The sequence below is a fragment of the Pseudomonas donghuensis genome (assembly GCF_000259195.1).
Lineage (GTDB): Bacteria > Pseudomonadota > Gammaproteobacteria > Pseudomonadales > Pseudomonadaceae > Aquipseudomonas > Aquipseudomonas donghuensis.
Genome location: NZ_JH650777.1, coordinates 58,886 through 82,023, shown reverse-complemented (window position 1 = coordinate 82,023; position 23,138 = coordinate 58,886). Strand labels below are relative to the sequence as shown.

The 23,138-nt window shown below is 62.9% G+C and carries 18 protein-coding genes and 1 pseudogene; 5 read left to right on the top strand and 14 right to left on the bottom strand.

The window, feature by feature from the left end:
• Positions 1-66: 66 nt before the first annotated feature.
• Positions 67-549 (bottom strand): glutathione peroxidase, encoded by a 483-nt coding sequence (locus UW3_RS0122405; RefSeq protein ID WP_010225806.1) that lies wholly within the window; start codon positions 547-549, stop codon positions 67-69.
• A gap of 153 nt (positions 550-702) precedes the next feature.
• Complete coding sequence (locus tag UW3_RS0122400) at positions 703-1,188, bottom strand: FKBP-type peptidyl-prolyl cis-trans isomerase (protein ID WP_010225804.1); 486 nt, start codon at positions 1,186-1,188, stop codon at positions 703-705.
• On the opposite strand from UW3_RS0122400, the pseudogene UW3_RS29880 reads away from it, so the two are divergent.
• From UW3_RS29880 to UW3_RS0122385, 4 genes and pseudogenes are all read left to right on the top strand, one after another.
• Positions 1,157-1,273: pseudogene (locus UW3_RS29880) on the top strand (DUF3565 domain-containing protein); the annotation flags it as partial. The gene UW3_RS0122400 and the pseudogene UW3_RS29880 overlap by 32 nt on opposite strands.
• A 93-nt stretch (positions 1,274-1,366) precedes the next feature.
• Positions 1,367-3,463, top strand: a complete 2,097-nt coding sequence (gene pta / locus UW3_RS0122395; RefSeq protein ID WP_010225802.1) for a phosphate acetyltransferase — start codon at positions 1,367-1,369, stop codon at positions 3,461-3,463.
• Between the two features lie 2 nt (positions 3,464-3,465).
• Positions 3,466-4,368 carry an acyltransferase gene (locus UW3_RS0122390; RefSeq protein WP_010225801.1) on the top strand — a complete coding sequence of 301 codons (903 nt, stop codon included), beginning with the start codon at positions 3,466-3,468 and terminating at the stop codon, positions 4,366-4,368.
• A gap of 68 nt (positions 4,369-4,436) precedes the next feature.
• Entirely contained in the window at positions 4,437-5,021 is a 585-nt protein-coding gene (locus UW3_RS0122385) for a hypothetical protein (protein WP_010225800.1), read from the top strand.
• A 112-nt stretch (positions 5,022-5,133) separates the two neighbouring features.
• Here UW3_RS0122385 and UW3_RS0122380 read toward each other — a convergent pair whose 3' ends face one another.
• The 6 genes from UW3_RS0122380 to UW3_RS0122355 all read right to left on the bottom strand — a co-directional run bounded on the left by UW3_RS0122380 (position 5,134) and on the right by UW3_RS0122355 (position 10,071).
• Positions 5,134-5,451: a DUF3077 domain-containing protein gene (locus UW3_RS0122380; protein ID WP_010225799.1), complete on the bottom strand. Its 318-nt coding sequence runs from the start codon at positions 5,449-5,451 to the stop codon at positions 5,134-5,136.
• 439 nt (positions 5,452-5,890) lie between these two features.
• On the bottom strand, positions 5,891-6,586 hold the full coding sequence (locus UW3_RS0122375; protein WP_010225798.1) for a YiaD family glycine zipper/OmpA-like lipoprotein: 696 nt from the start codon (positions 6,584-6,586) through the stop codon (positions 5,891-5,893).
• Positions 6,587-6,681: 95 nt separating this feature from the next.
• Positions 6,682-7,326, bottom strand: coding sequence for an MBL fold metallo-hydrolase (locus UW3_RS0122370; RefSeq protein ID WP_010225797.1), 645 nt, complete (start codon positions 7,324-7,326; stop codon positions 6,682-6,684).
• Between the two features lie 65 nt (positions 7,327-7,391).
• Positions 7,392-7,778 (bottom strand): hypothetical protein, encoded by a 387-nt coding sequence (locus tag UW3_RS0122365; RefSeq protein WP_010225796.1) that lies wholly within the window; start codon positions 7,776-7,778, stop codon positions 7,392-7,394.
• Positions 7,775-8,467 carry a sensor histidine kinase gene (locus tag UW3_RS0122360; protein ID WP_010225795.1) on the bottom strand — a complete coding sequence of 231 codons (693 nt, stop codon included), beginning with the start codon at positions 8,465-8,467 and terminating at the stop codon, positions 7,775-7,777. The genes UW3_RS0122365 and UW3_RS0122360 overlap by 4 nt, the downstream gene beginning before the upstream one ends.
• The gene (locus UW3_RS0122355) at positions 8,464-10,071 is read right to left on the bottom strand and encodes a tetratricopeptide repeat-containing response regulator (RefSeq protein WP_010225793.1); all 1,608 of its coding nucleotides are present in this window, start codon (positions 10,069-10,071) and stop codon (positions 8,464-8,466) included. Before UW3_RS0122355 ends, UW3_RS0122360 begins: the two co-directional genes overlap by 4 nt.
• 431 nt (positions 10,072-10,502) lie before the next feature.
• On the opposite strand from UW3_RS0122355, the gene UW3_RS0122350 reads away from it, so the two are divergent.
• Positions 10,503-11,996 carry an aldehyde dehydrogenase family protein gene (locus UW3_RS0122350; protein ID WP_010225791.1) on the top strand — a complete coding sequence of 498 codons (1,494 nt, stop codon included), beginning with the start codon at positions 10,503-10,505 and terminating at the stop codon, positions 11,994-11,996.
• 71 nt (positions 11,997-12,067) lie between these two features.
• On the opposite strand, the gene UW3_RS0122345 is transcribed toward UW3_RS0122350, so the two are convergent.
• The 6 genes from UW3_RS0122345 to UW3_RS0122320 all read right to left on the bottom strand — a co-directional run bounded on the left by UW3_RS0122345 (position 12,068) and on the right by UW3_RS0122320 (position 23,073).
• The gene (locus UW3_RS0122345; protein WP_026001467.1) at positions 12,068-13,972 is read right to left on the bottom strand and encodes a sigma-54-dependent Fis family transcriptional regulator; all 1,905 of its coding nucleotides are present in this window, start codon (positions 13,970-13,972) and stop codon (positions 12,068-12,070) included.
• Between the two features lie 118 nt (positions 13,973-14,090).
• Complete coding sequence (locus UW3_RS0122340) at positions 14,091-16,811, bottom strand: winged helix-turn-helix domain-containing protein (protein WP_010225788.1); 2,721 nt, start codon at positions 16,809-16,811, stop codon at positions 14,091-14,093.
• Between the two features lie 205 nt (positions 16,812-17,016).
• Positions 17,017-18,381, bottom strand: coding sequence for a DUF1329 domain-containing protein (locus UW3_RS0122335; RefSeq protein WP_010225787.1), 1,365 nt, complete (start codon positions 18,379-18,381; stop codon positions 17,017-17,019).
• A 27-nt stretch (positions 18,382-18,408) separates the two neighbouring features.
• Positions 18,409-20,298, bottom strand: a complete 1,890-nt coding sequence (locus UW3_RS0122330) for a DUF1302 domain-containing protein (RefSeq protein ID WP_010225786.1) — start codon at positions 20,296-20,298, stop codon at positions 18,409-18,411.
• Between the two features lie 333 nt (positions 20,299-20,631).
• The gene (locus tag UW3_RS0122325; protein ID WP_010225785.1) at positions 20,632-22,314 is read right to left on the bottom strand and encodes a fatty acid--CoA ligase; all 1,683 of its coding nucleotides are present in this window, start codon (positions 22,312-22,314) and stop codon (positions 20,632-20,634) included.
• Positions 22,315-22,443: 129 nt separating this feature from the next.
• Positions 22,444-23,073: a LysE family translocator gene (locus tag UW3_RS0122320; RefSeq protein ID WP_010225784.1), complete on the bottom strand. Its 630-nt coding sequence runs from the start codon at positions 23,071-23,073 to the stop codon at positions 22,444-22,446.
• Between the last annotated feature and the right edge of the window lie 65 nt (positions 23,074-23,138).

Here is a 23,138-nt window from a genome sequence, read left to right as displayed (position 1 = left end):
CAGCATCGCGGGGCAAGCCCGCTCCTACACTTCTGTAGGAGCGGGCTTGCCCCGCGATAGGGCCGATCAGGCCAAAGCCTTCTCGATCGCCTGCACCACTGTCGGATCATCCGGCGCGGTACGTGGCGAGAAACGCGCCAGCACGCGGCCGTCCTTACCGACCAGAAACTTCTCGAAGTTCCAGGTGATATCGCCCGGAAACTCGGCGCCTTCACCCGCCAGCAAGCGATACAGCTGATGACGGTCGTGGCCGTTGACTTCAAGCTTGCTGCCCAACGGAAAGCTCACGCCGTAGTTCAGGCTGCAGAACTTCTGGATTTCTTCTTCAGTCCCTGGCTCCTGGCCGGCAAACTGGTTGCACGGCAGGCCCAGCACACTGAAGCCTTTGCCCTTGTACTGCTGATAGAGGTTTTCCAGCGCCGCATACTGTGGGGTCAGGCCACACTTGGAGGCGACATTGACCACCAGCACCACCTGGCCCTTGAACGGCGCCAGAGGCAACTCCTGGCCATTCAGTGCCTGCAGCTTCAGGTCGTGAAATGCACTCATGACGTACTCCCCTTTCCAGATCCCGGTTGCCGCTGCGAGCTGCAATCAGTAAAACCAGCCCATCAAAAAGGCGCCCTGCCAAGCCGTCTTCCCCTGCTGGAGCGACGGACTTGCCCGGGCGCCTTCGCGACTCTCTGAGCTTAGCGCAGAAAATCAGTGGTGATGGCCACCTTCGCCATGGACGTGGCCATGGGCTACTTCTTCTTCGCTGGCATCACGCACGTTGACGACCTTGACCTTGAAGTTCAGGCGCTGGCCAGCCAGTGGGTGGTTGCCGTCGACGGTGACGTCGTCGCCGTCCAGGTCGCGAATGGTGACGATCTGCATCTGGCCATCCGGCGCCGAAGCGTGGAACTGCATGCCCACTTCCAGCTCGTCGACACCTTCGAACATGCTGCGGTTCAGGGTGCTGACCAGCTCGGCCAGGTATTCGCCGTAGGCGTCTTCCGGCTCGACGGCAACGTCCAGCTCGTCACCGGTGGTTTTACCTTCCAGGGCTTTTTCCAGGCCCGGAATGATGTTGCCTGCGCCATGCAGGTAGACCAGCGGAGCGCCGCCGGCGGAGCTGTCGATGACCTCACCAGCGTCGTTGGTCAGGGTATAGTCGATGGAGACAGCCTTTTTGGCGGCGATCAGCATGGGGCGAGACCTTTTGCATAAGAATGTAGAACGAACAAGTGTAACCAAGGCCTCGCCTGAAAGCGAACGCAACCCGGACAAACGGGTTGCCGGATATTTGCGACGGGTGCGCTCGGGGGGTCGATAGCGATACCCTTGGCAATTGATTCTTTTGCACAGCTCATTTCGAGAAGCTCGCATGCAGACATTTTTTATCGCGCCGACCGACTTTGGCGTCGGCCTGACCTCCATCAGCCTGGGCCTGGTGCGCACCCTGGAGCGTGCCGGGTTGAAGGTTGGCTTCTTCAAGCCGATTGCCCAGCCGCACCCGGGCGATACCGGCCCGGAACGCTCCACCGAACTGGTTGCCCGCACCCATGGCCTGAAGCCACCGCAGCCGCTGAGCCTGGCACATGTCGAGCGTATGCTGGGCGACGGCCAGCTGGATGAGCTGCTCGAGGAAATCATTACTCTCTACCAGCAGGCCTGCATCGGCAAGGACGTGGTGGTGGTCGAAGGCATGGTCCCGACCCGCCACGCCAGCTACGCCGCGCGGGTCAACCTGCACCTGGCCAAGAGCCTGGATGCCGAAGTGATCCTGGTGTCGGCACCGGAAAACGAGGTGCTCACCGAGCTGTCCGGGCGCGTCGAACTGCAGGCCCAGCTGTTTGGCGGGCCACGCGACCCGAAAGTGCTCGGGGTAATTCTCAACAAGGTGCGCACCGACGAGGACATGAGCGCCTTCGCCGCGCGCCTGGTCGAGCATTCGCCGCTGCTGCGCGGCGGCGACTTCCGCCTGCTCGGCTGCATCCCCTTCCAGGCCGGCCTCAACGACCCACGCACCCGCGACGTGGCCGAACTGCTCGGCGCCCAGGTACTCAATGCCGGCGACTACGAAACCCGGCGGATGAACAAGATCATCATCTGCGCCCGCACCGTGGCCAATACCGTGCCGCTGCTCAAGCCCGGCACGCTGGTGGTGACCCCGGGGGATCGCGACGACATCATCCTCGCCGTGAGCCTGGCGGCGATCAACGGTGTACCGCTGGCGGGCCTGCTGCTGACCAGCGACAGCAAGCCCGACCCGCGCATCCTCGAACTGTGCCAGGGCGCGCTACTGGCCGGCTTGCCGGTCCTGTCGGTAAGCACCGGCTCCTACGACACCGCCAACCAGCTCAACGGCCTGAACAAGGAAATCCCGGTGGATGACCGCGAGCGCGCGGAGCTGATCACCGATTTCGTCGCCAGCTACCTGGACGCCGACTGGCTGCACCAGCGCTGCGGCACCCCGCGCGAGCTGCGCCTGTCGCCAGCCGTGTTCCGCTACCAGTTGATCCAGCGCGCCCAGCAGGCCAACAAGCGCATTGTCCTGCCCGAAGGCGCCGAGCCGATGACCGTGCAGGCCGCCGCCATCTGCCAGGCCCGCGGTATTGCCCGCTGTGTGCTGCTGGCCAAGCCCGACGACGTTCAGGCCGTGGCCCGCGCCCAGGGCATTACCTTGCCCGAAGGCCTGGAGATTCTTGACCCGGACCTGATCCGCGAGCGCTACGTCGAGCCGATGGTCAGCCTGCGCAAGAGCAAGAGCCTCAATGCACCGATGGCCGAGCAACAATTGGAAGACCCGGTGGTGATCGGCACCATGATGCTGGCCCTGGACGAGGTCGACGGCCTGGTGTCGGGCCTGGTGCACTCCACCGCCAACACCATCCGCCCGGCCCTGCAACTGATCAAGACCGCGCCGGGCTGCAGCCTTGTGTCGTCGGTGTTCTTCATGCTGTTCCCCGAGCAGGTGCTGGTGTACGGCGACTGCGTGATGAACCCGCACCCAACGGCCCATGAGCTGGCGGAAATCGCCCTGCAGAGCGCCGACTCCGCCGAAGCCTTCGGTATTGCCCCGCGGGTGGCGATGATCAGCTACTCCAGCGGTGATTCGGCCAGTGGCGAAGAGGTCGAGAAGGTTCGCGAAGCCACCCTGCTGGCCCAGGAAACCCAGCGCGGCCTGCTGATCGACGGCCCCTTGCAGTACGACGCTGCGGCCAACCTGGACATCGCCCGGCAACTGGCGCCCAACAGTCAAGTGGCCGGCCGCGCCACCGTGTTCGTGTTCCCCGACCTGAACACCGGCAACACCACCCACAAGGCCGTGCAGCGCAGCGCCGATTGCGTAAGCCTGGGGCCGATGCTGCAAGGCCTGCGCAAGCCGGTCAACGACCTGCCGCGCGGCGCCCAGGTCGACGACATCGTCTACACCATCGCCCTGACCGCCATTCAGGCCAACCGCTCACTGGATAGTTGAACATGCTCGGATTGCTACCCGCGCCGCTGCGCGGGGTTATCGCCTCGTTGCTGCTGGGGCTCAACACCATCGTCTGCTGCACCCCGTTGTTCATCGTCAGCCTGTTCAAGCTGTTGCTGCCGTTCGCCGCGGCGCAGCGGCTCACCGATGAACTGATGCGCCACATCCACGAAACCTGGATCAGCAACAACAACGCCTGGATCAACCTGCTGGGCAAGGCCCGCTGGCAGGTCGAGGGCCTGGCCGGGCTGGACTACCAGCACAGCTACCTGGTCACCAGCAACCACCAGAGCTGGGTCGATATCCTGGTACTGCAGTACGTGCTCAACCGCCGTATCCGCCCGCTGAAGTTCTTCCTCAAGCAGGTACTGATCTGGGTGCCGGTGATCGGCCTGGCCTGGTGGGCGCTGGGCTTCCCGTTCATGAAGCGCTACTCCAAGGCGTACCTGGCCAAGCACCCGGAAAAGGCCGGCAAGGACCTGGAAACCACCCGCCGCACCTGCGCCAAGTTTCGCGGCAAGCCGACGGCAATCTTCAACTTCGCCGAAGGCACGCGGTTCACGCAGGCCAAGCATCGCCAGCAGCAGTCGCCGTTCAAGCACTTGCTCAAGCCCAAGGCCGGCGGTATTGCCTTTGTGCTCGATGCCATGGGCGAGCAACTGCAGTCGATCATCAACGTCACCATTCACTATCCAAACGGGGCGCCAGGCTTCTGGGACTTGCTGTGCGGGCGGGTCAGGCACATTGTCGTGCACTTCGAGGAACTGGCGATTCCGGCCGAGTTCCTGGGCAGGAACTACGACCAGGATGAGACCTATCGCCTGGCCTTCCAGCAATGGATCAACCAGCTGTGGAGCGATAAGGACGCCTTGCTCGAACGGCTGCGACAAAACGCCGACGGGTAATTTGCCGGACAGCATCTATGCTCACTTCCTACGATGATTTCACTAGCAATCACAAGGAACGTAAGCCTATGAAACCGCTGCGCCGCTTTGCCCATGCTTTTGCTGTTGTTTCACTTCTGTCTGCAGCCAGTTTCACGGTGCAGGCAGAAGACATCCTGATCGACGCTGTCGCCACTGAGGATGTGGTGAATACCAAAGTCCTTGCCGTTGACCTCGATAAGCGCGTCGTTACGGTGGCAGGGCCTGAGAACTCTGAGGTGCCGATCCAGGTGAGCGAACAGGCCAAGGCCCTGCATAACCTCAAGGTCGGCGACCTGGTCAACATCACAGTCAACCGCTCGGTTGCTACTGTGCTCGAAACCGACCTCACCAAGGCCCCGGGCATCAGCAAGGAGGCCGGTGTCATTCGCGCCACCAAGGACAACCCTAACCCAGGTGGTGAGGCATTTCGGCAGATCAAGGTCACCTCGAAGATCACCAAGATCGACCTGAAAACCCATGAGGTAACGCTGACGCCACCTGAGGGCCCGCAAAAGGTCGTGAAGGTCGAAGACCCTGACCTTCAGGCCCGCATGAAAAATCTCAAGGTCGGCCAGTCTGTGGTCATCGTTTATACCGATGTACTGACAATCACTACCAGAAGCCCAAGCTGAGTCGCCTGACCTACCGTATCGCCGGCAAAGCCGGCTTCCACAATTAATCTGGGCACACACCGGACCTGTGGGAGCTGGCCTTGCCAGCGATCGAGCGCAACGCGCTCGCAACTCAGGCGCCGCCTGGCATCCTGATCACACGGCTCTCCAGCCCATCGAGCAACGCATCAATCAATGCCTTGGCCATTTCATGGGAATGCAGGGTCGCCTGAAGAAACCCTCGCCCCGGCTCACAGGTATGCTCGACCGCCAGCGGCCCGGTCAGGCTTGCGCACTTCAAATACAGCGATGCATGCACCAGCGCATCTTCGACATTGACCCCGGCGCGCACGGCGAATAACTGTGGATGACCAGCATCGCAGAGGCCGAATGGGGTTTCTGTGGTTTCGAGAAGGTGGAATTCAGGTGGGTCTGGAACGATTTTTTTCATGATGAAGCTCCTTTTGGAATGGAGCAGCCACCGACTCGTCGCCAAACGAAGGGGTGGCGGCTGTACGCGGATTGGCGAACCGAGCCAAAAGGGAAACCCGGCAGGGCCGAAGCCCTCCCGCGCACAGCCACCATAAAGTGAAGTCAGCGCAACTTAACGCCGACAAGCATTCACATGGTGCAGTCTTTTGTTTGCTCCAGGTCGCCAAACCCGATCGCTGATACATCAGCGACCCGGTGAGCCTAGTGGCGTACTTCCCCCGGAGCAATCATCTGCAGGGCGACAGAATTCGTAGGATAGGTCCTAGGACGCTCAAACTACCAGCCCAAGGCTGTTGCAGGATGCTAACCAGGCCTCTGTGGGAGCTGGCTTGCCAGCGATGAGGCCATTACAGGCACAAAAAAAGGGGAGCCTGGCTCCCCTTTTTTACACCCTGAATTTACTGGTACTGCTGCCCAGGAATCGGCTTGAGGTTGACCTCTACCCGACGGTTCTGCGCGCGGCCGTTGGCGTCGGCGTTGCTGGCGATCGGCTGGTCCGGGCCCAGGCCACGGGCGCTGACGCGGCTCGGGTCAACACCCTGGGAGGTCAGGTAGCTGACCACCGATTGCGCCCGACGTTGCGACAGGTCCATGTTGTGCTGACGGCTGCCGGTACTGTCGGTGTAGCCGACCACTTCAATGGTGTTCTGGTTGAACTGCTTGAAGGAGTTGGCCAGGTTGTTCAGCGGCGAGTAGAAGCTCGGGGCAATGTTGGCCGAGTCGGTGGCGAAGGTGATGTTACCCGGCATGATCAGCTTGATCTGATCGCCCTGACGTTGAACCTCGACACCGGTGTTGGCCATGCTCTCACGCAGGGCAGCTTCCTGCTTGTCGGCGTAGTAGCCATAACCTGCGGCGGCGGCGCCCACCGCGGCAGCGCCGATCAGCGCACCCTTGCCGCGGTTGTTATGGTCGATGGCGGCACCGGCAATGGCACCGGCCAGCGCACCCAGGCCGCCGTACTTGGCAGTTTTGCTCATCCCTGTGGAACCCTGCTGCGCCTGACCCTGGCTGTCATACGGGTTGGGGCTGGCACAACCGGACATCAGCGCGGCAGCGGTAGCGACGATAATCAAACGACGCATGGTGAACATGGACAAGCTCCTACTGTAATTCGAAAGTGCAGCGGATCTGATTCGGATCTATGCCAGCCTTGGATTGCAGCAAAGCAGAAAAATTCCCTGAAACTTCACGCGCGCACGAACGGGTTCTGGCGCATCTCATCACCCAGGCGGGTATCCGGCCCATGTCCGGTCACCACCGTGGCCTCTTCATCCAGGCTGTACAAGCGCTGCTTGATGGAACGAACGATAGTCGCCTGATCACCACCCCACAAATCGGTGCGACCAATCCCACGGCGAAAAAGCGTATCGCCTGCAATCAGCAGCTTGGCCTCGGCGAACCAGAAACTCATCGAGCCCGGCGTGTGCCCCGGGGTGTGCAAGGCCACGCCACAGCCGCAGGCCAGTTCTTCGTCATCGGCCAGCCAGCGGTCCGGCGCCGGCACCGGAGTGTAGGGCACGCCGAACATCTGGCACTGCATTTCCAGGTTGTCCCAGAGGAACTGGTCGTCCTTATGCAGGTGCAGGGTGGCGCCGGTCTTCTCCTTCAACTGCCCGGAGGCGAGGAAATGATCCAGATGCGCGTGGGTATGGATGATGCTCACCACCTTCAGGCCATGGGCATCCAGGCGGGCGAGGATCTGCTCGTGATTGCCACCCGGATCGACGACGATGGCCTTTTTGCTGATCGGGTCACCGATGATGGTGCAGTTGCACTGCAACGGGCCGACGGGGAAGGTTTCGCGGATCAGGGCGGGTTTAGCCGGGTTCATGGGGCAATCCTGTGGAGCAAAGGGTGGAGTGTCGCACAGCCTTCCACCTCCGGCGACGACACTCGTCACTTCACCTCAAGGCGATACTCGCGATCCGCACTCAAGCCAGCACACTGCGTACCAAACGTCCCCACCGACACCACGAAGTGATAGACCCCCGCACGTTGCGGTGTGCCGACCAATGTCGCGTCAGGCCTGCGGCCCTGGTGCTGCAGTGTCAGCCCTGGCGGTAAGGGTTCGGCATAGAAGCCACTCACCGGCGAACTGCTGGCGATGAGCGTGATCTGCGTCTGATAGGGCTGCCCCACCCTCGCCAGCGGCAAGGCTTCAGGGGAGAGCGTCGGCTGCGCACGCAAAGCGCAGCTGACCAGGGTAATCGGGTACAGGGCAATCTGACACCCGCTCAATGGCAGCAACAGCCCGGCCAACAGCCCGCGGGATAACCACTTCACGGCAAATAGAGCCTGAAAAGCCCCCCGCCCAACACCCCGCCGTTGGCAATCTCGATCCGCCCCTTGACGCCGTTGCGCTCGTGCAGAGCGGCAATCCGCGCCGCGAAGTATAGCCCCAGGCCGGTGCTGCCGCTCTTGCCGTCGATACCCTGCACATACTCCTGCTGACGCTCGAGCATGCGCGCCGGGAAGCCCGGGCCGTCATCGTTGATGCTCAGCAGCAGTTGTTCGCCTTCGTCGCTGACGCTGATCAACAAGGTATGCCCGGCATAACGAATGGCGTTGTTGAGGATGTTGGCCACTACCGAGCCAACCAGTTCGCGGTCGAAGAAACCCAGCGGGCTTGCGGTTTCAATGCGCCAGCTGGCGAGGATGTCGCGGTGCTGCAGCAGGTTCTGCTGGGCCGCCAGCTGGGCTTCGATGAAATCGTCGAGCTCGTGATAGTCGGGGCACATGGGCAGTTGGTTGACGCCCAGCTTGTACAAGCCCAGCAACTGCACCAGCATGCCGTTGAGGTGGCTGAATTCGTGCTCCATCACCCCCTGTTCGCTGCCGCTGCGCAACGCTTCGGGCAGGCGCGCCAGCCACTGGCTGTGGGCCTGGGTCAGGGCCGCCAGGGAGTTCTTCATGTCGTGTACGGTGGAGGCGATCACCGTGGAGAAATCCAGCCCCTGGTTGTCCTGGTTCATGCGCCAAAGGCCCGGATGTGCAGTTTGCGGTAGCGATCGTAACGGTTGTCGCTTTTCGGGATGCCGGTCACGCTGCCCAGGCAGGCACGGCACTCGTCCATGATCGCCGGCGGCGGTGCCTCGCCACCGATGCGCAGCAGCGCCTGGGCGGTGTTGAGGGCAATACTGATGTTCTTCGGCTGCAGCGTCAGGGCCCGGCGGAACTGCGCCAGCGCTTCGCTGAGCTGGCCGGCCTGGTAACTGCGAACGCCCTGGCGGTTAAGGTCGACCGCTTCGGTCACCGCGCCCAACACGTTCGGATCATCGGTCAGTTGTGCCACGCTCTGCATGACCTTGGGGTCGTCGCCGTAGGTCTCCACGCAGCCCTTGAGAATAGAGGTGCCGGCAGCCTCCTGACCGAGCTTTTGCAACTGCGTGGCCACCACCAACGCAGCTTCCACCGAGAAAAACTGGTCCATTTTCTCCAGCCGGGCCATGGCCTGTTCGGTCAGCTTGGCGGCGGTTTCGGCGTCGCCAGCCTGCTGCAGGCTGGCGGCTTTCATCAACCGTGCGCGCACCTGCAGCCCCTGGTCTTCGACGTTCTCTTTGGCCACTTCGCTGAGCACGGTATTGATCTCGACCCGGGTACGTGCATCCAGGCCGTTGCCGGCGTTCTTGTTCATCAGCGCCTGCACCAGCCCGAGGTTGCTCTCCGGGTCTTTGTAACGCGAGCTCTGGCCCTGGTTGACGGCGTGCCGGTAGGCCTTGGACGAGGTGTCGTAGTCGTCGTTGCTCAGGGCCAGCTTGCCCAGCATCATCTGCCGGCGTACGGCCAACGGTGAAAGGCGCACGGCCTCTTCCAGCACACCCTGGGCGCGCTTGCTTTCACCCAGGGCCACCAGCACCTCGGCCAGGCCATCGTAGAGCCCGGGCATCATCGGGAAAGCCTTGAGTGCTTGTTCGTATACGCCCTGGGCCTGGGCCAACTGGTTGCGCTTGTACAACAGGTTGCCCAGGGCGGCATAGGCCCAGGGCGTGGCGCGGCTGGCGATGATGGTGGTGAGGAACTTCTCCAACTCATCGACGCGGTTGAGGTCGCGCAAGGCATCGGCGCGATAACGCAGGCACAGCGGCGCGAAGCGCGGGTCCTTCTTGCACAGCTCGGCACAGGCCGCCAGCACCTCGGCCGGACGGCCGCGGTCCAGGGCCTGGAGGATCGGCTTGAGCAAGGTCTTGCGCTGCACCAGTTTTTCCAGGCGCTGAGCCAGGCCGATGCGGTTGAACGGCTTGGTCAGGTAGGCGTCGGGCTCGTGCTCCAGGGCGCTGAGGACAATCGCCTGGCTGCTTTCGGCAGTGACCATGAGGAACACGCACTCATGACTGATCAGTTTGTCGAGGATCAGGTCCTCGAGCACCTGCTGGCCGTTCTTCTTGCCATCGCCCAGGTGGAAGTCTTGAAGGATAAAGTCGTAACGTTTCTGCGCGCACATGCGCAGTGCCTGCTCGCCACTGTCGGCGGTGTCGACATCGCGCACGCCCAGTTCGCGCAACATCGAGCGGGCCGAGCTGCGAAAATCGGAGAAGTCATCGACAATCAGAAAGCTTTTTTGGCTGTAGACCTGCATCCACGAAACCTGTCATGGCAAATGAAAAAATAGACGCAGAGGCACCTTCACGGACAGGCTCGGCTTCGCGGGTAGATTCGCTGCGGCAATGAATCGGGCCGCACTCGCAGAGTATCGGCCACACAGGGCGATAGCTTGAGGCTTGCGCTGCGCATATTTGGCGCACGATCGTACCAGCAACGACGCAAATAATAGCACTATGCTATCACCATTCATGCCAAGCACAGAGTAAAGCGCCGCGCCCCTGTTGCGGACAACGGTGCTGAGGTGACGATACATACCGACCCGTCTCACCACTGTCTCAAAATGAGACGGAGCATCCCGGCGACAGGCTGCCAACTTTGCCCGACAGCGCCTGAAAACAGGGACTTCGCCACGTTGGCACACGCGTTGCGAACACCCGGCACTCACTCACAACAATGAGGTTTGCCATGTCCACCACTGCCCCCCTGCACCCCGACGTCGAAGCCTTCATTCGCCGCGCCCCACGCATGCTGATTGGCGCCGACTGGGTCGACTCCAGCGATGGCGCCCGCCTGACCCTGCGCAACCCGGCCAACGGCGAGAACCTCTGCGAGGTGCCCGCCGCCACCCCGGCCGATGTCGACCGCGCGGTACACGCCGCCCGCCAGGCGTTCGATGACTCCGCCTGGAGCCGCACCCGCCCACGCGAGCGGCAGAACCTGCTGTGGCGCCTGGCCGACCTGCTTGAGCGCGACGGCGAAATCCTCGCCCAGCTCGAATGCCTGAACAACGGCAAGAGTGCCATGGTAGCCCGGGCCATGGACGTGCAGCTGTCGATCGACTTTCTGCGCTATATGGCCGGCTGGGCCACCAAGATCGAAGGCAGCACCGTCGAGGTGTCGATGCCGTTGATGCCCGCCGATCAGTTCCACGGGTTCGTGCGCCGTGAAGCGGTCGGCGTGGTCGGCGCCATCGTCGCCTGGAACTTCCCCCTGCTGCTGGCCTGCTGGAAGCTCGGTCCGGCCCTGGCCACCGGCTGCACCATGGTCCTCAAGCCTGCCGATGAAACCCCGCTGAGTGCTCTGAAACTGGCCGAACTGGTACTGGAAGCGGGTTACCCGGCGGGGGTCTTCAACGTCGTGACCGGCACCGGCCTGGTCGCCGGCGATGCCCTGACCCGCAACCCGCTGGTCGACAAACTGACCTTCACCGGCTCCACCGCCGTGGGCAAGACCATTGGCAAGATCGCCATGGACTCCATGACCCGGGTCACCCTGGAACTGGGCGGCAAATCACCGACCATCGTCATGGCCGACGCCGATCTGCCCAGCGCCGCCGCTGGCGCCGCCAGCGCGATCTTCTTCAACCAGGGCCAGGTGTGCTGTGCCGGTTCCCGCCTGTACGTACAGCGCAAGCATTTCGACAATGTGGTGGCCGATATCGCCGGCATCGCCAATGCCATGAAACTCGGCAACGGCCTGGACCCCAGCGTGGAAATGGGGCCGCTGATCTCCGCGCGCCAGCAGAAGCGCGTCTACGACTACATCGAGCAAGGCCGCAGCAGCGGTGCGACCATCGCCTGCGGTGGCGAGCAATTCGGCCCCGGTTACTTCGTCAAGCCAACGGTGATTGTCGATGTCGACCAGCGTCACCCGCTGGTACAGGAAGAAATCTTCGGCCCGGTGCTGGTGGCCATTCCGTTCGATGACGAAGCTGACGCGGTGCGCATGGCCAACGACAGCCCCTACGGCCTGGGTGCGAGCATCTGGTCCAACAACCTGGGCGCGGTGCACCGGATGATCCCGCAGATCCGCTCGGGCTCGGTATGGGTCAACTGCCACAGCGCCCTCGACCCGGCGTTGCCGTTCGGCGGCTACCAGATGTCGGGGGTCGGTCGGGAAATGGGCGCAGCGGCCATCGAGCACTACACCGAGCTCAAGTCGGTGCTGATCAAGCTGTAACCCTCAGAGTGGCAATGCGCTGTTGCTGGCCGCGCTCGCCCAACGGGCGGTCGAGGCCAGCAGACGCTGGATCAAGGCGGCGTCTGCTTGAGCTTGCGGTACAGGGTTGCACGGCTGATGCCCAGGGCCTCGGCTGCCGCAGTGACATTGCCAGCATGGCGTTCCAGGGCCTGGCGAATCAGCACGCTCTGGCTGTCACGCATGCGTGTGCTGGGCGGCCGGGCGCTGTCGCGCAATTCGTCGAGCAGGTTGTCGGGCAGGTGATCCAGGCCCAGTTCCTGTTCACCGGCTTCACGCATGGCCAGCAGCAAGCGCAAGGTCATTTCCAGCTGACGGATGTTGCCCGGCCAGTGATAGCCGGCGAACAATGCACTCAGCTCGCTCGAAAGCTCGACGCCCTGGCCACCGAGGCGATCAAGCAGGCTGCGCACCAGCGCCGGCAGGTCTTCGCGCTCTCGCAGCGCGGGCAACTGCACGCTGATGCCATGGATACGGTAAAAAAGGTCTTCACGAAACTGCTGGCTTTGCACCTGGGCCTTGAGGTCGCGATGGGTGGCGCAGATCAGGGCGATATCCAGGTCTTGCTCCTGGCCCGCGCCCAACGGCGCAACCTTGCGCTCCTGCAACACCCGCAGCAGGCGGGCCTGCAAGGCCAGCGGCATATCGCCAACTTCGTCCAGAAACAGCGTACCGCCATGGGCCTGCTGCAGGCGCCCGATCATGCCGCCGCGACGCGAGCCGGTGAACGCCCCTTCACGGTAGCCGAACAGCTCCGACTCGATCAGGCCTTCAGGGATCGCCGCGCAGTTCACCGCCACAAAGGGCTTGCCGGCGCGCGCGCTGTCCTGATGCAGGGCGCGCGCTACCACTTCCTTGCCGCTGCCGGTCTCGCCCAGCAGCACCACCGGCAGGCCGTTGGCCAAGCCCTGACGCGCCATGCGCAGGGCCCTGGCGTGGCGGCTGTTGCCGGCGCCAAGGCGCTCCAGGTCCGGCTGTTGAGTGCTTTGCCGAGGCGCCCGTGCAGCCGGCACGACAACACTCAGTGGCCGCTGCGGCACCTGCAGGGCCTTGTAGAAAAAACCACCCTTGGCTGTCTCGGTGCTTTCGACGCTGCCTGGTTGCACGCGCGCCAGCCATTGCTCCAGGCGCATGCCGAGCAGGCTGTCGCAACGTTGGCCGAGCAGCGCCTCGCGCTGACTGCCGAGCAGTTGGCAGGCCTGGTTGCTGGCGGCCAGGATACGCCCGTCCAGGCCCAGTGCCAGCAGGCCCTGCCAAGGGGAGCCGAGGTATTGCCGGCGGCTGTGAAACGCCAGCACGATCTGCTGCGGGTAACTGTTGTTGAACAGCTTGCCCTCAATCTGGCTGACCGCCAGGGCGAGCAAGGCAGTGCGGTCCTGCAAGCGGCCCAAGGGCCCTTGGCGGGTCAGGTCGAGCACGCCGAACAGGTCACCTTGCGGGCAGTGGATCGGCACTGAGGTGCAGGAATAATCGCTGAGCCGTTCGAGAAAATGTTCGCCACAATCGATCTGCACCGTGCGCGCCTCCACCAGCGCCGTCCCCAGGGCATTGGTGCCGCATTCGGCTTCACTCCAGCGGGTGCCAGGGGCAATCCCCGCCTCGGTGCTGTGGCGCACAACGTCGGCCGGGCCTTCAACGGCCAGGATGGTCGCATCGGCGTTAGCCAGGATGATCAGGGCGTCCTGGCCCTGATGCCCACTCAAGTAATCGAGTTCCGCGGTGGCGGCATCGAGCAGCAAGCGGTTGTTGGCGAGTAACAGATCAAGGTTGGCCACCGGGGCCAGGCCGAGGTCATGCTGACTGTGCACGCCGACGCCATGATCAAGGCTGCGGCGCCAGGAGGCGTCGATTTCGGCACGCAACACGCCTTCCGGCACCTGGCCGTCCACCGCGAGTATTTCCCGGGCTAGGCGTGTACTGGGAGGGAGTGCGATCGTTGTTGTTTGTTGCGGGCTCATCGGCTGCTCCGGATCGGTATCCCGATTCAAGCAAGTCCCACGCCAGCAATGGTCGACGGGGCAAGCGGCTCCCATCCTTTTACGTCAAGGACGGTTGCGCTGCAATCACCCGGTGTCACTATTGCAGCATCCCCAGGGCCTTGGCCCGGGCCACCGCCTGGGTCCGGCGCTCGACGCCCAGCTTGCTGTTGATGTGGCTGGCGTGGGTTTTCACCGTGTGCAGGGAAATGAACAGGCGCTCGCTGATTTCCTGGTTCGAGCAGCCTTGGGCAATCAGCTCCAGCACGGCCATCTCGCGGCTACTCAACGATTCGTTGCCAGCCATCGATTCGACCGATTCAGGCGTCGGCAGCAACCCCAGCAAGCTGCTTTGGGCGGCCCCCTGAGGGTGTTGCAGCAACTGCTCACGCAGCCATTTCGGGTGGTCCTGCAGCAGGCGCTGGAAAGGTTGCAGAACACCGCCGCGCGCGGACTCCAGGGCCAGGCCCAGCAGGTCTCGCGCCTGCGCCTCGTTATTGCTGGCCAGCAGCAGAACCATCCACTGGCACAGCGCAGTGACGCAGAGCATCTGCCCGCCGCTGGCCTGGCCGCGCTCCACCAGTGCCTGCAAGCGGCGCCCGGCCTGTTCCAGACGACCTTGGGTGCGTTCGAGCAAGGCCTGCTGCAGTTCGATATGCAGCGGCAACAACGGGTGGAACTCGGGAGCAGCCGCCGCCTGTTCGCCACCGTAGGTCTGGCCCAGGCGCAACAGCCAGGACTCGGCCAGGTCGGTGCGGCCCTGGGCCAGCCACAGCTCGCACTTGACCAGGGTGATCATCGCCAGATAGAAAATCGGCGGAACGTCCCAGATGTGCATCAGCCGCTCGGCTTCGGCAAGCTCGGCAAAGGCTTCGGCGAAACGCCCTTCGCGGCCATCCAGCGAAGCGATCACGCAATGGCCGATCAGTACGCTGATGTCGCGACAGGCGCGCGCCTCGATCAGCCCGGCGCGCAGGCGGCTACGGCCGGCTTCCGGTTTTAGCCGTGCCGCCAGCAGGTAGCCCTCGTACAGGGTCAACCGCGCTCGTGCCGCGTACAGCCGTTGCGCCGACAAACCCTGCAGGCGCTGCAGGCCCTGGCGCACTTCATCCAGGGCGCGCAGCACCTCACCACGGGCGTGCAGTACCCGCGCGCGGTCGTAATGGGCCAGGGCTTCGAACAAGGGATTGCCGACCCGCTGGGCCAGCTCCAGCGCTTCGCGGTTCCAGCCGCGGGCACGCCAGAAATCGGCATCGGCGATGGCCAGGTTGGACAAGGTCGACAGGCATACCAGACGCTGCCCATAGCGCTTGAACGGCAAGCTGTGCAGCGCCTCGGAGCAGTATTCGAGGGTGCGCTGGCGGTCGCCGCGACCACGGGCAATGACCCCGCTCAACGCCAGCCACTGGGCCAGCATGGATTTCTGCGCGGTGGCTGAAGGCGCCGGCAAAAAACGGCTCAGGTGGCTGGCCAGCTCTTCGGCGGCATCCAGTTGCCCGGCCAGGCCCAGGGCCCAGCTGTACAGCACGATCAGCCGCGGCGTGCTGATCAGCAGGCTGTCGGGCAGGTCCATCTTCCAGCGCAGGAGCATGCCGACGTTCTGCTCGGCCAGCAGTTGCTCCTCGGACAGGTTCTGCACCAGGTTGGCGGCCACATCCAGGTGCCCGGCACGCAAGGCCTGCTCGACGGCTTCATCGAGCAGGCCCTGGCCATGGAACCAGCGACAAGCGCGCAGGTGCAGGCTCGACAACGGCAGGCTGGCCTGGCGGGTGCGCAGCAGGTCGGAGAACAAGTGATGATAACGGAACCAGCGCCCGTGCTCGTCCAGCGGCACCAGGAACACCTGGTGTGCCTGCAGGTATCGAAGGATCTCGGCACTGTCATGGCTTTCGCGCAGGGCGTCACAGAGCTCGGCGCAAAAGCGCTCCTGGCAGGCGGTGTCGTATAGAAACCCCTGCACTTCGGCGGGCAGCATCTCGATCACTTCTTCGAGCAGGTAGTCACGAATCAGCCCTTCGCCGCCATGCAGGGCCTGAGGCAAGGCACTGTCGGCCCCCGCCTCGTTGGCGGCGAGCAACCAGAAACGCAAACCGGCGACCCAGCCATCGCTGCGCTGGATCAGGTTGTCCAGCGCCTGTCCACGCAGCACGCTCGGTTGCTGGCCAAGCACGGCGAGGGATTCATCGGTGGTCAGGCGCAAGTCCTGCTCATTGAGTTCGAGCAACTGGCGCGACAGACGCAGGCGCGCCAGGTGCCAGTCTGGCCGCTGCCGGCTGGTCACCAGCAGCACCAGGCCAGGCGGCAGGTGATTGAGGAAAAACTGCAGGCAGCGATCGAGCACCGGGCCCTGGGCCAGGTGGTAATCATCCAGCACCAGCAGCAAGGGGTTGTGCGGCTGCAGGTGCCGGGCCAGCTCATCGAGCAGGCCGTCGAGCCATTCTTCGAAGGCGAACGGCTGATGCCGCTGGCGCATTTTCAGCAGGCCCAGGGCCTGGCCGCCAAGCGCCGGGCAGTACTGCTGCAAGCCTTCGAGCAAGCGCTCAAGAAAGCGCCCGGGGTCGTTGTCGCGCCGGCTCAGCCCCAGCCACAGGCTGCTCCAATGGTTGGGCAGCCCCTGGCAGAACTCCACCGCCAATGAACTTTTACCGAAGCCTGCCGGTGCGTTGACCAGCAACAAGCGCCCACCGAGCCCCGCGTGCAAACGCTGGCACAAGCGCGCTCGCGGTACATAGCCTTCGGGCAATGGCGGACGAAAGAAGCGGCCCTCCAGGACGCTCATGGCCTGGCTGGCGAACCCTTGCGTACGGGACAGATCAGTCATGGCCGGCTCGTTCTAGTTAGGGAATCTTCGGCAGTACGGATCAAGGCAGACTAACGGGTTAAACCGCACATTTGAAGATGATTGCCCCTTTATGCCGAAAAAAGACTACAACAAAAAACGACAAACCTGAGCGGGTCACGCTGCGCAAACAGAAACGCCCCGGCAAGCCGGGGCGTTCTGGGAGATCACACGGAGGTTTTAAAGCTTAGCGCACACCTTCCTGGCGAAGCGCGGCAGGCTGGAAGTCAGCCTTGGAGGCAGTGAAGCCAAAGTCGTAGGCTCTCTTTTCCTCGTTCTTCATGCCCAGAGCCAGGTAACGACCCGATTGCAGGTCGTAGATGACTTCCAGGGCGTACCACGGCACCTGGACGTTGTAGTAGTCCTGGGAGTGGGCCTCGGACACGCGCCACAGCTGGTTGCGGCCGTCGTACTGGTCGATCACCGCGGCTTGCCAGGTGTCTTCGTCGATGTAGAAGTCACGCTTGGCGTAGATATGGCGCTGGCCCGGTTTCAGGGTCGCAACCACATGCCATACCCGGCGCAGCTCGTAACGGGCAAGGTCCTGGTTGATGTGCCCGGCCTTGATGATGTCGGCGTACTTGAGCTTTGGATCGTCGAGCTTGTAGCTGTTGGAGGCAATGTACAGCTCTTTCTTGCCTTCCAGCTTCCAGTCGTAGCGATCCGGCGCACCGTTGTACATGTCCAGGTTATCGGAGGTGCGCAGGCCGTCGGCAGCAGTACCCGGACCGTCATAGGAAACCTGTGGCGCAGCCCGTACCCGACGCTGGCCGGCGTTGTAGACCCACGCTTTGCGAGGCTCTTTGACCTGGTCCAGGGTTTCATGCACCAGCAGTACGGTACCGGCCAGACGCGCTGGCGCCGTCACCTTCTGTTTGAAGTAGAACAGTACGTTGCCCGGGTTGGCCGGATCGTAATCCTTCATCCGGTCACGGAAAACGAACTGGTCCTGGAAGTACACCAGGCTGTACGAGCCGTTTTGCTGCGGCGTGGCCTGGGTTACCAGACGGGTCACGCTGCCGCCACGGTAGCGGGTGATGTGGTTCCAGATCACTTCCACGCCGCTTTTCGGAATCGGGAACGGTACGGCGTTGTCGAAGTTCTCCAGGCCGTTGCCACCACCGACCAGGTTGGTGCTGGTGGCGTTTTTCTTGATCGCGGCAAACACTGCATCCGGCACGGTGGAACCGCGGTGGGTCGGGTACACCGGAATCTTGAAGGTGTCCGGATAGCGCTTGAACATAGCGACCTGGCCTGGGGACAGTTTGTCCTTGTACTGGTCGACGTTCTGCGCGGTGATGGTGAACTTCGGTTGCTCGTTGCCGTACGGGTCGGAAAGGAAGCCCTTGCCGTCGACGCTGCCGGCGCCGGTGGACAGCGGTTTCCAGGCGGTGATCGAGCCGTCGGCGTTACCGGCCTTTTCCGCCCCCATCGGCGTCAGGCTCGCGCCCAGCTTGGCCGCCTCGTCGGCGGAAACCGCCGCCATGACACTGGTCGCCAACAGGGACAGGCCCAGTACACCGGCTTGCAGCAGAGTCTTGGTTGTTTTCATCTTCATGGTCGTCCTGAATCCGAATTCTTAGAAGTTCACGCCGAAGCTGAGGGCGATGAAGTCGCGGTCATCCACGGTGGTGTACTTGCCGTCGAAGAAGTTGGTGTACGACAGGCTGGTGGTGTAGGTGTTCTGGTACTCGGCGTCCAGGCCCAGGCTGATCGCCTTGCGCCCTTCCTCGAAGTTGCCGCCAGGGCCTGGCGAGTAACCGGAGACGTCATGGGACCAGGCGATGTTCGGCTTGAGGTTGACCCCGGCGAACACGTCGTTGTAGTCCCAGATCGCCCGGGCGCGGTAGCCCCAGGAGGTGCTGGTGGTGTAACCGTCGTTTTCGCACTTGCGACTGCGGTTGTCGCCCGAGGTGCCGGGGCCTGCGCCGGTGATGGTGCCACTGTTGAGGATCTGCGAGCAGGTATCGAAACCGCCGGTTGCCGGCAATGGACCAGGACCGTAGACCGGGTCACGGCCATAACGCACTTCGTGGGCGCTTTCCAGGCCGCCGACATGGGTCACGCCCAGCTCACCCACCACGGTCAGACGGCTGGCGCCCATGACCTGGTCGAAGAAGTGCGTCAGGGTGGTCTGGAACTGGGTGATTTCCTTGCGCCGGTAACCGTGCAGGTCCTGGCCAGGAACACCATTGAGCAACGAGGCGTTAGCCAGGGTCCCGCCAATTGGACGCACGCCAGCAAACAGGATGTCGGTGGTGTTCAGTTGCACCGGCGCATTCGGCCGGTAGCTGATTTCACCGCTCCACGCGGTACCGGTAGGCAGGGTGGTGGAGAAGCTCAGGCCATACAGGCGGATGTCTTCAGGGTACTCGACGAAGTACTGCGAGTTGCCCGCAACGATCATCGGCGCCAGCGGCCGCAGGGATGCCGGCAAGCCAGCCAACCCGGCATAGACCGATGGCGCGGCGCCGGTGGCGCTGAAGATCGGCGCACGGCTGTGGTAATTCATGAAGTAGGCGCCGAATTCGGTACCCAGCGGGTCGTACATGTAACGGAAGGCCACACCGAACTGGCCGCTGTCGCGCGCATCGCGGTCCGGGCCACGGCGTACCAGCACGCCTTCTTCGTTGATGTTCACCCCGCGGGTGGCGAGGAACTGCTGGGCAGCGCCCGGCACCGTACGGCTGCTGTTGAGCACGCGCAGGTTGTCGGTACAGCCGTCGGCAATGATGTCCGGCTGGGAGAAGAAGGTGCCGCAGTTGTCGACGACGGTCTGGTCCCATTCGATCTGGTAGAACGCTTCGGCCGAGAGGTTGTCGGTCAGGCTCTGGGACACATAGAACATGTTGACCGGAATCAGGCCTTCCTTCACTTCGGCGCCCGGGCGACGGAATGCGGCGACGTCGATCGGGTTGATCGAGTTGATGCCGCCACCGATGAAGGTACTTTCACCCCAACTGACCACCTGCTTACCCAGGCGCACCGAGCCCGGCTGATCGGCGATGGAGTAGTTGTGATAGACGAAGGCGTCGAGGATCTGCCCGCCGGACGATTGCGCGCCCTCTTTACGGTTGGAATCGCTGATGTCCTTGAACTCGCGATGCTCGTCCTTGAGTTCGAAGTCGTACCAGTACTTGCCACGGACGAATACCCCGGTATCGCCGTACTTGAGCTCCAGGTCATGGATGCCCTTGAAGATCTTCGAGAAGGTTTCACCGCGCTTGAAGTTCAGGTGGCCGTCATCGGAGGTTTGCGACAGGCCCTTGCCGCCGTTGTTGACGCCGATCAGGTTCTTGTTCGGGTTGGCTGTCGACCAGCTCGCCCCCACCGACAGCGACGAGTCGAACGAGCCTTCGATTTCACCGATATTGAAACTGACGCCGAAAGCAGGACCGGCGAGCGTAGAAGCGAGGCTGACGGCCAGGGGCAGTTTCGCCCGGCGCCAGAACAGATTTGCTGATGTCATCGACGCTACTCCATGTACTTTATTTTTATGGCAGTGAGTCCTTTGCAGAAACGCATCGTTCGAGCGGTGTGAGCGCACCTTTTGCTCGAGCGAGTGGCTGGGCACATGCATGTGCGATCCCCCGTTCCTGAAAATCCCCTGAACCGACTATAGCCAGCAGGTTGAACTGCTTGATCCCTCTAAAGTGTGATTTGCATCCCACCCCCTCTGCCGTGGTCTGCATGACCGGCCACTATGCTGGCAGGGGGAAGAATGGCTGAATTTCGTCATTTGACAAGGCAGCCATGCGTCTGGCGTGCGGGTCGCGCCCGAATGGGCACGACCCGCCTGACGTTACAGGGTCGAGAGGAAGGTGCTGTTACTGGCTTGCCATTGGCTGATATCCACGCGGATTCGCTTCTTGTCGAGCTTGCCGACGCTGGTCTTGGGAATTTCAGTAACAAGGGCGATCTGACTGGGGATTGCCCACTTGTTGATGTGCCCCAGCTCCACGAACGGCTTGAGGTGCGCCTTGAGCGCCTTGGCATCGATGCTCTGGCCTTCGTGGAGCACCAGCAGGGCAAACGGCCGCTCGCCCCACTGTGGATCGGCGACGCCGACCACTGCCACTTCGCGGATCGCCGGATGACGGCTGATCAGGTCTTCGAGCTCCAGTGAAGAGATCCACTCACCGCCGGTCTTGATCACATCCTTGATCCGGTCGCGGATATCGATCACGCCCATGCTGTCGAGGGTGGCGACGTCGCCGGTGTGCAGCCAGCCGCCGTGCCAGAGTTCGGCGCCCTTCTCGGCCTCGCGGAAGTAGCCCATGGTCAGCCACGGCGCCCGCAATACCAGTTCGCCCTGGGTTTCGCCATCGGCCGGGAGGAACTTGCCAGTACCGTCGACGATCGCCGCCTCCACCAACGGTACCGGCACCCCGGCCTTGATCCGGTAGGTGATGCATTCATCTTCGCTACCGGCCAGCAATTCGTCGTTGAGGTGGGCACAGGCCACCAGCGGGCAGGTCTCCGACATGCCATAGGCCGCGGTCAACTGGATGCCATGGGCCTTGGCCGCCTCATACAGGGCGCGGTTCAGCGCACTGCCGCCGATGATGATCTTCCAACCGCCAAAGTCCTGCTGCTGGGCGCCCTTGGCGTTGAGCAGCATCTGCAGGATGGTCGGTACGCAGTGCGAGAAGGTCACCTGCTCCTTGCGCCACAGCTCGCACAGCATCTCCGGTTCGTAACGCCCCGGGTAAACCTGCTTGATGCCAAGCATGGTTGCCACGTAGGGAATACCCCAGGCGTGGACATGGAACATCGGGGTAATGGGCATGTACACATCGTTGCTGCCGAGCAGGCGCACGCTGTCGATACTGCCGGTGACCGACGCCGCCGCCAGGGTGTGCAGCACCAGTTGCCGGTGGGTGAAGTACACCCCCTTGGGGTTACCGGTGGTGCCGGTGGTGTAGAACGTGGTGGCCACCGAGTTCTCGTCAAAATCGGGGAAGTCGTACACCGGGCTGGCCGCCGCCAGGAGTTGCTCATACTCACCGACCAGGTTGGGCAGGTCGGCGGTTTTTTGCTCACCATCGGTCAGCAACAGGGTTTTCTCGACCGTGGTCAGTTGCCCGGCGATAGCCTGGTAGAGGCCGACAAAGTCGCTGTTGACCAGCACGAAGCGGTCGTCGGCGTGATTCATGGTGTAGAGGATCTGCTCCGGCGACAGGCGCACGTTGATGGTGTGCACCACTGCGCCGATCATCGGGATGGCAAACATGCACTCGAGGTAGCGATGGCTGTCCCAGTCCATCACCGCCACGGTGTCACCGGCCTTGACCCCCGCCGCGGTGAGCACGTTGGCCAGCCGCGCGATGCGTTCGTTGAGGGTCAGGTAGCTGTAGCGCAGTTGATCGCGGTAGACGATTTCGCGGGTTTTCTCGTAGCGACTGCCCGACAGCAGCAAACGCTTGATCAACAGCGGAAACTGATAGGCGCCCTCGGCGGAAGGAATGACGCGAGTCTGCAACATAGGAGTCCCTTTTCTAGTGTGCACAAGCTAAGCAAGACATGTCCTACTCTAGAACGCCACAGCAGCGGCCAAATCAGCCAAAGGAATGATTTGACCGGTACAGGGACCAGCGGCGTTTAACCATCACTGTCAGTGCATCTCGGTGAAGGCAATCTTCACGCCCAGGGCAATCAGCACCGCCCCCATGCTGCGGTCGAACCAGTGGCCCATGCGCGCAAAGGCGGCGCGCACCCGCTGCTGGCTGAACAGCCTGGCCACCAGGCAGAACCACAGGCCGGTGGCCAGTGCCAGGTAGACGCCGTAGCCGGCCTGCACGGCCAACGGGGTGTGCGGGTTGATCACCACGGTGAACAGCGACAGGAAAAACAGCGTCGCCTTGGGGTTCAGGCCGTTGGTCATGAAGCCTGCGACAAAGGCGGCACGCGGCGTGCGCTCGACCGTCGAGACCTGCACGGCGTCACTGCCAGGCGCCGCAGGGCGGGCGCGCAGGGCCTTGAAACCGATATACAGCAGATAACCTGCTGCCAGCCATTTCAGCACGTTGAACAGCATGATCGACTGCGACACGATCAAGCCGATACCCAACAGCGAATAGCCCACATGCAGGAAAATCGCCGTACCGACACCGCAGGCCGTCCAGGTGCCGGCGCGCCGGCCGTGGGTAACACTCTCGCGTACCACCACGGCAAAGTCCGGGCCGGGGCTGGCCACCGCCAGCAGGTGAATCAACGCGACAGTCAGAAATTCAGCCCAGTACATGGGGGCTCCTTGCGGCAAAGAAGGCAATCGGGGGCGCTACATTACGCTTTCGTCCTTTCGGGCAA